Annotated in this window: 12 protein-coding genes and 1 tRNA gene; 4 read left to right on the plus strand and 9 right to left on the minus strand. The window is 53.7% G+C overall.

What is annotated here, in order from left to right; all coding sequences use genetic code 11:
- The first annotated feature begins 106 nt into the window (after window positions 1-106).
- Window positions 107-1753: a class I fumarate hydratase FumA gene (gene fumA / locus ABSH60_RS04765; RefSeq protein ID WP_056781447.1), complete on the plus strand. Its 1647-nt coding sequence runs from the start codon at window positions 107-109 to the stop codon at window positions 1751-1753.
- A gap of 107 nt (window positions 1754-1860) precedes the next feature.
- Here fumA and ABSH60_RS04770 read toward each other — a convergent pair whose 3' ends face one another.
- Window positions 1861-2097: a DUF333 domain-containing protein gene (locus ABSH60_RS04770; RefSeq protein WP_056781450.1), complete on the minus strand. Its 237-nt coding sequence runs from the start codon at window positions 2095-2097 to the stop codon at window positions 1861-1863.
- Window positions 2098-2266: 169 nt separating this feature from the next.
- Here ABSH60_RS04770 and ABSH60_RS04775 point away from each other — a divergent pair, with 169 nt between their 5' ends.
- Window positions 2267-2494, plus strand: a complete 228-nt coding sequence (locus tag ABSH60_RS04775) for a hypothetical protein (protein WP_056781452.1) — start codon at window positions 2267-2269, stop codon at window positions 2492-2494.
- Between the two features lie 73 nt (window positions 2495-2567).
- On the opposite strand, the gene ABSH60_RS04780 is transcribed toward ABSH60_RS04775, so the two are convergent.
- From ABSH60_RS04780 to gpt, 6 genes are all read right to left on the minus strand, one after another.
- A tRNA-Thr gene (locus ABSH60_RS04780) sits at window positions 2568-2643 on the minus strand.
- A gap of 159 nt (window positions 2644-2802) precedes the next feature.
- On the minus strand, window positions 2803-4056 hold the full coding sequence (proA, locus tag ABSH60_RS04785) for a glutamate-5-semialdehyde dehydrogenase (RefSeq protein WP_122097382.1): 1254 nt from the start codon (window positions 4054-4056) through the stop codon (window positions 2803-2805).
- Window positions 4057-4066: 10 nt separating this feature from the next.
- The gene (proB, locus tag ABSH60_RS04790) at window positions 4067-5170 is read right to left on the minus strand and encodes a glutamate 5-kinase (RefSeq protein WP_390972937.1); all 1104 of its coding nucleotides are present in this window, start codon (window positions 5168-5170) and stop codon (window positions 4067-4069) included.
- Window positions 5171-5321: 151 nt separating this feature from the next.
- Window positions 5322-5723, minus strand: coding sequence for a sigma factor-binding protein Crl (gene crl / locus ABSH60_RS04795; protein ID WP_183848027.1), 402 nt, complete (start codon window positions 5721-5723; stop codon window positions 5322-5324).
- Between the two features lie 63 nt (window positions 5724-5786).
- On the minus strand, window positions 5787-7037 hold the full coding sequence (gene frsA, locus ABSH60_RS04800) for an esterase FrsA (RefSeq protein WP_390972939.1): 1251 nt from the start codon (window positions 7035-7037) through the stop codon (window positions 5787-5789).
- A gap of 201 nt (window positions 7038-7238) precedes the next feature.
- The gene (gene gpt, locus ABSH60_RS04805) at window positions 7239-7697 is read right to left on the minus strand and encodes a xanthine phosphoribosyltransferase (RefSeq protein WP_056781475.1); all 459 of its coding nucleotides are present in this window, start codon (window positions 7695-7697) and stop codon (window positions 7239-7241) included.
- 292 nt (window positions 7698-7989) lie between these two features.
- Here gpt and pepD point away from each other — a divergent pair, with 292 nt between their 5' ends.
- Window positions 7990-9450, plus strand: coding sequence for a beta-Ala-His dipeptidase (gene pepD / locus ABSH60_RS04810; RefSeq protein ID WP_056781478.1), 1461 nt, complete (start codon window positions 7990-7992; stop codon window positions 9448-9450).
- A 130-nt stretch (window positions 9451-9580) separates the two neighbouring features.
- On the opposite strand, the gene dinB is transcribed toward pepD, so the two are convergent.
- Window positions 9581-10639, minus strand: coding sequence for a DNA polymerase IV (gene dinB / locus ABSH60_RS04815; RefSeq protein WP_122097379.1), 1059 nt, complete (start codon window positions 10637-10639; stop codon window positions 9581-9583).
- A gap of 281 nt (window positions 10640-10920) precedes the next feature.
- On the opposite strand from dinB, the gene dpaA reads away from it, so the two are divergent.
- Entirely contained in the window at window positions 10921-11646 is a 726-nt protein-coding gene (dpaA, locus tag ABSH60_RS04820) for a peptidoglycan meso-diaminopimelic acid protein amidase (RefSeq protein ID WP_217204645.1), read from the plus strand.
- On the opposite strand, the gene ABSH60_RS04825 is transcribed toward dpaA, so the two are convergent.
- Window positions 11617-12384 carry a class II glutamine amidotransferase gene (locus ABSH60_RS04825; RefSeq protein WP_056781487.1) on the minus strand — a complete coding sequence of 256 codons (768 nt, stop codon included), beginning with the start codon at window positions 12382-12384 and terminating at the stop codon, window positions 11617-11619. The genes dpaA and ABSH60_RS04825 overlap by 30 nt on opposite strands.
- Window positions 12385-12392: the final 8 nt, after the last annotated feature.

The raw sequence follows: 12392 nt of genomic DNA on the forward strand, positions 1-12392 counted from the left end.
GCTGGCAACATAGAGAAAGCATAAAAACGTCGCCCGAATTACCCCTGATTCACCCGAAACGAGAAGTCCTGCTAGTGGCGGCAATAACGGAAAAAGTGAGAAAACAATGTCGAACAAACCCTTCCATTATCAAGATCCCTTCCCCGTTACCAAAGACACAACCGAATATTACCTGCTGACCAAAGATCACGTTTCTGTGAGCAACTTTGACGGCGAAGAGATTTTAAAAGTGGAACCCGAAGCACTGACGTTGCTGGCGCAACACGCTTTCCATGATGCGTCATTCATGCTGCGCCCGGCGCACCAGAAACAGGTGGCCTCCATTCTTCATGATGCGGAATCCAGCGAAAACGACAAATACGTGGCGCTGCAATTCCTGAGAAACTCTGAGATCGCGGCGAAAGGCATTTTGCCTACCTGCCAGGATACCGGCACCGCGATCATCATGGGTAAAAAAGGTCAGCGCGTCTGGACCGGCGGCGGCGACGAAGCCAGCCTGTCAAAAGGCGTCTACAACACTTTCATCGAAGACAACCTGCGCTACTCGCAGAATGCCGCGCTGGATATGTATAAAGAAGTGAACACCGGGACCAATCTGCCTGCGCAAATCGACCTCTACAGCGTGGATGGCGATGAGTACAAGTTCCTGTGTATCGCCAAAGGCGGCGGTTCCGCCAACAAAACTTATCTGTATCAGGAAACCAAAGCGCTGATCACACCGGCGAAACTGAAAGGTTATCTGGTCGAAAAAATGCGTACGCTGGGGACAGCGGCCTGCCCGCCATACCATATCGCGTTTGTGATCGGCGGAACCTCCGCTGAAGCGACGCTGAAAACCGTGAAACTGGCCTCAACGCATTATTACGACGGCCTGCCAACCGAAGGTAACGAACACGGTCAGGCATTCCGCGACGTGAATCTGGAACAGGAACTGCTGGTCGAAGCCAACAATCTTGGCCTGGGCGCACAGTTCGGTGGCAAATACTTTGCGCACGACATCCGCGTGGTGCGTCTGCCACGTCACGGCGCGTCCTGCCCGGTCGGCATGGGCGTTTCCTGCTCCGCAGACCGTAACATCAAAGCCAAAATCAACCGTGACGGCATCTGGATCGAAAAACTGGAAGACAACCCAGGCCAGTACATCCCTGAAGCGTTGCGTCAGCAGGGCGAAGCGGGTGTGGTGAAGGTAGATCTGAACCGTCCGATGCCTGAAATCCTCGCGCAGCTTTCTGAGCATCCGGTGTCTACCCGCCTGTCACTGAGCGGCACGATTATCGTCGGGCGCGATATTGCTCACGCCAAACTGAAAGAGCGTCTGGATAACGGCGAAGGTTTGCCGCAGTACATCAAAGATCACCCGATTTATTACGCAGGCCCGGCAAAAACCCCGGAAGGTTATGCCTCCGGTTCCCTCGGCCCGACCACCGCTGGCCGTATGGATTCCTACGTCGATCTTCTGCAATCCAACGGCGGCAGCATGATCATGCTGGCGAAAGGCAACCGCAGCAAACAGGTGACCGACGCGTGTCAAAAACACGGCGGCTTCTATCTGGGCAGCATCGGCGGCCCGGCTGCGGTTCTGGCGCAGCAAAGCATTAAGAGCCTGGAATGCGTGGAATACCCTGAGTTAGGGATGGAAGCCATCTGGAAAATCGAAGTGGAAAACTTCCCGGCATTCATTCTGGTGGATGACAAAGGCAACGATTTCTTCGAACAAATTCACGCAAGTACCTGCGCGAAGTGTGTGAAGTAAAAATTCCGTCTTTGAAATAAACAAAAGGCCTGCCGGAAACGGCGGGCCTTTTTTATGCGATATATTCCGCTGACGCTACACATTGAAGACGCGAACCCAATGAAAAATTACTTATGATCCCGGCGATATAAATCCCACTCGTCGAGGCGTTCGCCGCCCGGCAATACGCAATCTGCACGCGCGCCCTGCGCCGTTTGTACGCTCACCGACGTCCCGCCTTTTTGCTGACAATACACTGCCGCAGGATTCGCCATACCGATAGTTGGACGTTTCACCGGTGCCGGGTGAGACACTGCGCAACCTGCCAGCAAAGATGCCATCAGCAGGACAAAGAGTTTGTTCATAAAGACCTTCCTGGAAACGTAATTAAAAACGCAGGGGCATTTTAATCGCTTTCCGGCAAGGGTGCATTCAGATCAGTCGCCGCAAAAGTTACCTCATCTCACAAACCGGCAGCCCGTTAATGGCTATGATGAGAGTGTCTTTACGGCATCATTAATGAGGGAGGGTGATATGGAAAGGTACCAAAATAGGGGAGGAAATTCAGGTATCGTCGCGTTCACCATAACGGAAGATTCAGTGACTCTGAAGTTTAAAGATGGCTGGCATTATATCTATAATTCCATCCGCCCCGGACAGGCAGACGTGGACGTGATGAAGGCGATGGCGAAAACGGGCAGCGGACTTCATGGCTTTATCAATCGCAAGATCCGCAATAATTATTTCCACAAGTACCATTGAGAAATGATAAAGACAGAAATCAGAGAAGCTAAATGAATGAAGCGTTTGATAATATGGGATTTTATAACAGAAATGGTGCCGACTACCGGAATCGAACTGGTGACCTACTGATTACAAGTCAGTTGCTCTACCTACTGAGCTAAGTCGGCATTTTGGAGTGTTACCGGGGAACTACGGGGTGCTAAATTAGTGAAATCTGATGCCGCCGTCAAGCCCCTGACAGTGCGTTTGCTGGTTTTCTCATCACTCTGCGCAATTTTATGAATTTGCACCGGTTTCATGAACAAAAATCCACCGGTGCAGCCGCTTTACGGACGCACTAAATCATCGCCGTAACCAATCCATTTGTAGGTCGTCAGGGCTTCTAACCCCATCGGGCCGCGGGCGTGCAGTTTTTGCGTACTGACCGCCACTTCTGCGCCTAAACCGAACTGCCCGCCGTCGGTGAAACGGGTGCTGGCGTTGACGTAAACCGCCGAGGAATCGACTTCTCGCACGAAACGATCTGCGCTGCTGATGGAACGGGTGAGGATCGCATCGGAATGCTCGGTGCCGTAGGTGCGGATATGCGCCACGGCGGCATCCAGATCGGCCACGATCGTTACGTTCAGATCCAGCGACAGCCATTCGTCCTGATAATCTTCTTCGGTCACCGCCAGCACTTTCGCCGGGCCATTTTGCAGATACGGCATCGCGGATTCACTGGCGTGCAGCGTAACCCCTGCGCGGTGCATTTTGTCGCTCAGTTCCGGCAGGAAACGGGCAGCAATCGCCTGATGCACCAGCACGGTTTCCAGGCTGTTACAGGCGCTCGGACGCTGCACTTTCGCACTTTCAATGACAGTCAGCGCTTTATCGAAATCAACGCTTTCATCCACAAACGTATGGCAGACACCAATGCCGCCGGTGATCACCGGAATGGTGGACTGCTCGCGGCACAGTTTATGCAGCGCCGCGCCACCGCGAGGGATCAACATGTCGACGTATTTATCCAGACGCAGCAGTTCCGCCACCAGCGCGCGATCCGGGCTTTCGATCGCCTGAACCGCGGCTTTCGGCAGCCCGCACTCTTCCAGCGCCTGCTGAATGACTTTTACCGTCGCCTGATTGGTGTGGTGCGTCTCTTTTCCGCCGCGCAGGATCACCGCATTACCGGTTTTCAGGCACAGGCTGGCGACGTCGATGGTGACGTTCGGGCGCGCTTCATAAATCACGCCAATCACGCCAAGCGGCACACGGCGTCGCTCAAGGCGCAAACCGCTGTCCTGCTGTGAACCATCCATCACCTGCCCCACCGGATCGCTCAGGCGGCAGACGTCACGCACATCGCTGGCGATTGCCGATAAGCGGGCAGGCGTCAGCAACAGGCGATCTAATAACGCTTCACTCATGCCGCTTTCGCGGGCAGAGGACATATCAAGTTCATTGGCAAGAATGATGCTCTGGCTGTTGGCCTCAAGCATGTCGGCCATCAGCATCAGTGCGCGGTTTTTCTGCACAGTGCTGAGGGTGGAAAGCTGCCAGGACGCGGCTTTGGCGGCCTTGCCCATCTCGTTAAGCATGGAAAACTCCTTAACTGACAATCATGTCGTCACGGTGCACGGCAACCGGGCCGTACTCGTAACCGAGAATATCGCTGATCTGCTGCGAGTGGTGACCGGCAATCATGCGCATCGCATCGCTGTTATAGCGGCTGACGCCGTGCGCCAGATCGCGCCCGTTCAGATTACGGATGCGGATCACTTCACCACGGGAGAAATCACCCTTCACTTCGCGGATGCCTTTAGGCAGCAACGAACTGCCGCGCTCCATCATGGCAGAAACCGCGCCGTCATCGATGGTGATTTCACCGGCGGGCGGTGCGCCAAAGATCCAGCGTTTACGGTTCTCCAGCGGCGTCTCCATGGCGTGGAAACGCGTGCCAACGGAAACGCCCTTGATCACATCGGCGATCACGCCCGGCAGATTACCGGCGGCAATAATGGTATCGACCCCCGCACGGCAGGCGACGTCAGCGGCCTGTAATTTGGTGGCCATACCGCCGGTGCCCAGGCCGGAAACGCTGTCACCGGCAATGCCGCGCAGCGCATCGTCAATGGTGGTGATTTCACGGATAAGTTCCGCTTCGGGATTGGTGCGCGGATCGGCGGTAAACAGGCCGCGCTGATCGGTCAGCAACAGCAGTTTATCGGCACCGGCCAGGATCGCCGCCAGCGCAGACAAATTATCGTTATCGCCGACTTTGATTTCCGCCGTCGCCACCGCATCGTTCTCATTAATAACCGGAACAATATGGTTATCGAGCAGCGCATTCATGGTGTCGCGGGCGTTGAGAAAACGCTCCCGGTCTTCCAGATCCGCACGGGTTAACAGCATCTGACCAATATGGATGCCGTAAATAGAAAACAATTGCTCCCAGAGCTGGATTAAACGGCTTTGCCCGACGGCAGCCAGCAGCTGTTTGGAAGCAATGGTGGCGGGGAGTTCGGGGTAGCCAAGGTGTTCGCGCCCGGCGGCAATGGCGCCCGACGTCACAATCACAATCCGATGCCCTGCCGCATGTTGCTGCGCGCACTGGCGAACAAGCTCAACAATGTGAGCCCGGTTGAGGCGGCGGGATCCGCCAGTGAGCACGCTTGTGCCCAGTTTTACAACCAGTGTTTGGCTGCCACTCATAGTCTTTCTGCCGTTATTGAAGTGAAAATAAGATTGAAGAAATCAGCTTTCTGATGTCTTTGTAACAGGAGAGAAGCGTTATGCCAACCGGCATAACGCTATAATAGCAGCATTCATGATGGGAATGGGTAGTACGCAAGGCTGTGAAAGGTCAGGCGGAAAGCTTCACCGGTTCTTCGCTGAAATCATCAGCAGGTTCCAGTTTGAGAGACATCTCTTCAATCATCTTATTGAGGTTTTTGTGGAACCCCTTAAGCGTTGTCTCAAGCTTCTCGCGAACTTCAGCATCCTTAATGTTTTGTGCTTTCCAGTTGCCGTCTTTGTCGAACAAACCGAACTGATAAACATAGGTAAAACGTTCGGCTTCAGCTTGTAACTCAATCCACCAGCCCCAGAATTCACGCTTCTCTGGCGCGGGTTTCACGTTCACACAGACAGCTAAGCAGTCAAAGAAAAAGCGGTCGTTTTCGCATTTCCCTTCTCTAATGTACGGCCCCAATGTACCGAAACGTTTCATTAGCCTGCTTTTAGGATGACCACTTGGTAACGTCATAGTACAACCTCCATATAAAGACGATCCTTTTTAGCAAAACGTTAAGAATTAGCAACCATTAAGTTATCGCATTCTCTTTTGCAACCACTCACAAATCTCATGTAATGCGCGATCAAAATGGGCATAAAGCGGCTCACTTTGGATCGCCAAAATCTTGCCATCGGCGGAAGAGTCCGCAATCAGCCTCGCTTCGCTCTTCGGACTGAACACATCATTCTCCCAATAAGCGGCCAGCATTGGCGTCGGCGTTCTGCGCCCCAGCAAGCCCTGCATTTTCAGAGAATAACGATTAAGTTCTGTTTTAAGCGCAGAGTCGGACGCGCTGGACATGCCAATGCGGCTGGCGAGCACGTCCATGTACATATCCGGCACCTGCTCCTGACATTTGGGATCACTGAGCAGCGAATGGACCAGCGCCCCCAAGGTGGCAACCGCGCGCACGCGGCGCGGCTCAAGATAAGCCAGCCGCACGGCAACGTTGGCACCAAAGCGATAACCCAGCAGGCTGACACGACCGGCATCGACCCAGGGCACATCTGACAGCTGCTGCAACACCTGCTGATGCAGGAAGCTGGTGTCCTGCGTCAGTTTCCACTTAGAGGAAAAACCGATCGACGGCATGTCGATGGTCAGCATCGCAATGCCCATCGGCGCAAGATACGTGCGGAACAGACGCTGATGGTCACTTTGCAACGTATCCAGACCGCCGCACACCATAACCGTCGGGAACGGTGCCTGCCCTTCGTTCGGCAGATGCAGAAAACCGGTGATCGGCGCCCCGCCGGGAATAGAAAAATCCAGCTCTTTTAACGTGTAAGGCGAATGTTCAGAAGATTTCTCGAAGGCTTTGTTGGCGAGCGCTTCAGCCTGTTCGGCCAGCGTATCGCCTTTCAGATGCGGATAACCGGCAATGCTGTAAAGGTTAGCGGCGTTCAGCCAGTATTCGCTGGCGAGATCAGGATCCTGCTCTTCAGCGGCTTTTTTCTGCCAGATCATCGCCTGATTCGACCATTCATAAATCCAGTTGCCATTGCGATAGCCAATAACGGTATCCAGCAACAACGGATCGCTGTGCTCGGCTGTAGACACCGCAATGCGCGACAGCACTTCCTCCACTTCGAGCGGATCCACGCCGCGCCACATCCACATCAGACGGTTGATTGTCCGGTACCAGCAATTGACCGTATCCCCTTCCAGCGCGGAATGCATTGGAGGGTGGGCATTATGGTGATGAACGCGATGAACCAGCGTCGACGTTTCCGGGTATTTGAAGGAAGGTTTAAACAGCTTTTCCGTGAGATTGACTGGCGCCATGATGCATGATCCTCCGTTAGCAAGCAGTTGGTCGCCCGCAAGCCACCATTTCAGAACGGGATTATAACGTGTTAAAGGTGCGACAAGACAGGAGTGAGGTCAAGCAAGAGGGATTTCAAGGCAACCAAAGCAAAACGCCCGGCAATGAGCCAGGCGTTTAAAGCGTACCCCACGCGCCGAAAGCGCGAAGGATGACGAGTGTTATTTTCCGACCAGAGGAGGAACGAACACCACGCCCATATCCCACGGCTGTTCGATCCAGGTGTTCTGCGGGATGTCTACCACGTAGTCATCAACCAGCGGTGCGCCAGCCGGTTTGGCGAAGATCGTGATGAAATGCGCTTTCGGGTACATTTCGCGGATCGCTTTCGCGGTGCCGCCGGTATCAACCAGATCGTCGATCACGATGAAGCCTTCACCGTCGCCTTCTGCGCGTTTCAGCACCTGCATTTCGCGCTGATTATCATGGTCGTAGCTGGAGATACACACGGTATCCACATGGCGGATGCACAGCTCGCGAGCCAGCAACGCTGCAGGAACCAGGCCACCACGGCTGACTGCAATAATGCCTTTCCATTGTTCTGCCGGCAGCAGGCGTTTCGCCATTGTGCGGGCGTGGATTTGCAGCATGTCCCAGGTTACAACGTATTTTTCGCTCATAAAGGTGTCCCAGCCAGTGAATTGACGGCTTCTGAAATTTATTGGGGGGGAAAAAGGTTGCGCGAGATTATAGTGAGTCCGGCTCACAAAAACCAGCGATTATCTGGTTGCATCCGTCGCAACGCCGCGGATTTTATCCCGGCGCACGCGCACAGCTTCGGATTAAGTGATATTCTGTCAGGCCACTCGCCACAACGTCTGGCGGGGATTATTTAACCCTAAACCTACAGCATCTCAATCAGTTCCCCTGCAAATGGAGCCTGACTGAGCTGACTGTCACAGGAGACTTATAGTGTCTGAACTGTCTCAGCTTTCGCCACAACCGTTGTGGGATATTTTTGCCAAAGTATGTTCGATTCCACACCCTTCTTATCATGAAGAAGCGCTGGCAAAACACATCGTTGAATGGGCACAGGAAAAAGGTATCCACGCTGAGCGTGATGAAGTGGGTAATATCTTGCTGCGCAAACCGGCCACTAAAGGCATGGAAAATCGCAAAGCGGTTGCCCTGCAGGCACACCTCGACATGGTGCCGCAGAAGAACAACGATACCGTTCACGATTTCACTAAAGATCCCATTCAGCCGTTCATTGAAGACGGTTGGGTAAAAGCACGCGGCACGACGCTGGGTGCGGACAACGGCATCGGTCTGGCGTCTGCGCTGGCGGTTCTGGCTGATGAAAGCGTCGAACACGGCCCGCTGGAAGTGTTGCTGACCATGACCGAAGAAACAGGCATGGCGGGTGCATTTGGCCTGCAACCGGGCTGGTTACAGTCTGAAATCCTGATCAACACCGATTCAGAAACCGAAGGCGAAATCTACATGGGTTGCGCAGGCGGGATTGATTTTACCGCCACACTGCCACTCAGCCGCGAAGCGGTACCTGCTGGTTTCACCACGCTGAAAGTGACGCTGAAAGGCCTGAAAGGCGGCCACTCCGGCGCTGATATCCATCTTGGCCTGGGCAATGCCAGCAAACTTCTGGCGCGTTTCCTGGCAGACAACGCCGACACACTGGGCCTGCGCCTGCTGGATTTCACCGGCGGTACGCTGCGCAACGCCATTCCGCGCGAAGCCATTGCAACGCTTTCCATTGCAACGGATAAAACCGATGCGCTGAAGGCGGCCGCAGAGGAATTCCTGGCGACGATTCAGTTTGAACTGTCCGCGGTTGAGAAGAAAATCGCACTGGTTGTTGAAGCGGCTGAAAGCAACGCGAAAGCACTGACTGCTGAAACTCAGGGCAAATTCCTCGCACTGCTGAATGCCACACCAAACGGTGTGATCCGCATGAGCGATGACGTGAAAGGCGTGGTTGAAACCTCCCTGAACGTCGGCGTTGTTACCATGAAAGACGATGAAGTGGCGATCAACAGCCTGATCCGTTCTCTTATCGACAGCGGTAAAGAGTACGTGGTCAGCATGCTGAACTCACTGAGCGCGCTGTCTGGCGCGAAAAGTCTGGCGAAAGGCAGCTACCCTGGCTGGAAACCCGAGCCAAGCTCGCCGGTGATGACGCTGGTGCGTGAAACCTACGAAACACTGTTCAGCAAAACGCCAAACATCATGGTGATCCACGCCGGTCTGGAATGCGGTCTGTTCAAAAAACCGTACCCGGACATGGACATGGTTTCCATCGGGCCTACCATCACCGGGCCACACTCGCCGGATGAGCAGGTTGAAATTGAAAGCGTTGAACTGTACTGGAAACTGCTGACCGCCCTGCTGAAAGCGATTCCTGAGCGCGGTTAATACCCGATCCCCGAAATCATCCGGGCTGTATCAGGGTGGCAACTGAGTAAATCCCCGGTCACCTGCACAAGCAGGTGACCGGCGTTTGCGAAGGCAGCCCACGCAGAGACAGCTTGAAGGATGACGGGGATCATTCCCAGGGAAGCAGAAGCTGACGCTCTATCTGCGGATCCTGCAACGTCACATGCAATCCCACCAGCCTGACGCCCCGTCCGCCTCGCCGTTGTTCCCAGGCTTCCCGTGCGACTTTCAGTAAATCGTCTTTATTGAGTACCGGCCAGACGTGTTCCTGCGTGGTCTGCTGGAAATCATGGAATTTAAGTTTCACGCCCTGTCGGGCGATGCGCAGACTCGGGCTGACTTTGCTCAGGCGCGTATGTAATTCCGGGTACAGCCGTTCGATCAGCGCCACGCACTCTTCCCAGCTGTGAATATCTTCGGCCAGCGTGCGCTCGACGCCGACGGATTTACGCAGCCGCTCGGGGGAAATCTCACGTTCGTCAATGCCCTGACTGCGCTCCCACAGCACGCGGCCAAACTTTCCGAAACCTTTAAGCAAGGCTGCCAGATCATACCGCTGCACGTCGCCACAGGTGTTCAGGCCGTGCTCCTGCAAACGCTGTGCGGTGACTTTGCCGACGCCAGGAATTTTACTCAGCGGTAAATTCTGCAAAAACGCATCGACTTTATCCGGCGTAATCACAAACTGTCCGTTGGGTTTATTCAGATCAGAGGCTATTTTTGCCAGAAACTTAATGGGCGCGATACCCGCCGAGGCGGTCAGATTGATTTCATCGGAGATCGCCTGGCGGATTTGTGCAGCAATCAGCGTGGCGGATCCGTTGCACTGCGTGGCGTCGGAGACGTCGAGATAAGCTTCGTCGAGTGACAGGGGTTCAATCAGCGGAGTGTAACGCGCAAAGATTTCACGGATATGGTTTGAGGCTTCTTTATAAGCCTCCATTCTGCCGGGGATCACTTTCAGATGCGGACAGAGTTTCAGCGCCATACCGGTGGGCATTGCGCTGTGCACACCGAATTTTCGCGCAGGATAATTGGCGGTGCTGATCACACCGCGGCGATCGCGGCTGCCGCCGATGGCGATAGGAATGTCGCGCAGGGAAGGATCATCGCGCATCTCGACGGCCGCGAAAAAGCAGTCCATATCCACGTGAATGATTTTACGCATAGCCCTCCCCTGATAACTGTATAAGTATACAGTGAGCCGATGCAATTTCAAACACAGAAAATGGCGGTAAATTTGGGTTAATTAATCACCAATAATGGCAAGCGCCAGTAATTAACAAACCGAAACTCATTATTCAATATTTGATGATTGCTAAAATATTAATCAGTATTAATATGGCAACGTTTCAGACAGGTTGTAGATAAGAAATCAATCAGTGGCGGTCTTAAAGATGGTTCCATCTTTAGACAAAACATCAGAATTATTACCAAGCAGGATTTAGAATGATCAGAATCGCGCTGTTCCTTGCGATGCTCCTCAGTTTGCCTTTATTTACAGCAAATTACGCCGTGGCCAGTGAACCTGTCCCGGTCAATGCTGCGCTTAAAAAGCAGTTGTTAGGCGCGCCAGTTTATATCCAGATTTTCAAACAAGAACGTAAACTCGAATTGTATGCTCAGCTCGACGGCGAATTTCGTCTGATCGGCAGCTATGGCATCTGCGATTTTTCCGGCGGTTTGGGGAATAAACGTCGTGAAGGCGATTTCAAAAGCCCGGAAGGTTTTTATAACGTGGATATCCACCACCTGAAACCAGACAGCCGCTTTTATCGTGCTATCAACATCGGCTTCCCGAATGCCTATGATATCTCACAGGGTTACTCAGGTAAGTACCTGATGATCCACGGTAACTGTAAATCCATTGGGTGTTATGCAATGACTGACGGTTACATGGATGAGATCTTCACCTATGTTCAGGCAGCGTTCCAGTTCGGGCAGCGTAATTTGCAAATCAGCATTTACCCGTTCCGTATGACCGATGCCAACATGACCGCGCACAAAAACTCAAGCTACATCAACTTCTGGCGTCAGCTTCAGCCTGGCTATGCGTACTTTGAGAAACACCATCAGGCGCCCAACGTGGTGGTGACTGACGGTAAATATGAAGTGCTCCAGCCGCTGTCTAATACCCCGCTCTCCTCACAGCTGGCGTTCACCCAGGTGAAATAACGCGAACTCGCCTGGGGCAATTTTGTTCCAGGTTTCGTTTGCGGTCAGCGGTTGCGTGGCAATCACGGTGACGACATCATCAGGTGTCGTCTGCTGCTGAAAATCAATTTCCACATCCTGATCCAACAACGTTGCCTTGCCAAACGGCGCGCGGCGCGTGATCCAGTGCAAATTTGTCGAACAATAGGCCATCACAAAATGCCCGTCCGACAGCAGCATATTAAACACCCCTTTTTCGCGTAACTCATTGGCCAGCGACGCAATGTAGCGGAACACTGGCGGCCAGCTTGCCGGGCGACGCGGATAACGTTGAGTGAGTTTGTGCAGCAGCCAGCAAAAAGCGTATTCGCTGTCAGTCTGGCCTATCGGGCGCAGTGTGCCGGTATCGAGCTGGCGGTAACCGCGCAGTTGACCGTTGTGCGCGTAGGTCCAGTTGCGTCCCCACAGTTCCCGGGTAAACGGATGGGTATTTTCCAGCGCCACTTCGCCACGGTTTGCCTGACGAATATGGGAAATCACCGCGCAGGATTTGATCGGGTATTCCTGAACCAGGCGGGCGATGGGCGAATTAAAACTCGGCAGCGGATCTTTAAAAGTACGGCAGCCATTCCCCTCATAGAAGGTAATGCCCCAGCCGTCTTTATGCGGGCCAGTCCCGCCACCGCGCTGCACCAGTCCACTGAAACTAAAACAAATATCAGTAGGAACGTTAGCGCTCATCCCGAGCAATTCACACATCACCAGCC

Origin of the sequence: Rahnella sp. R3(2024) (assembly GCF_042920125.1) — a bacterium.
GTDB lineage: Bacteria > Pseudomonadota > Gammaproteobacteria > Enterobacterales > Enterobacteriaceae > Rahnella > Rahnella rivi.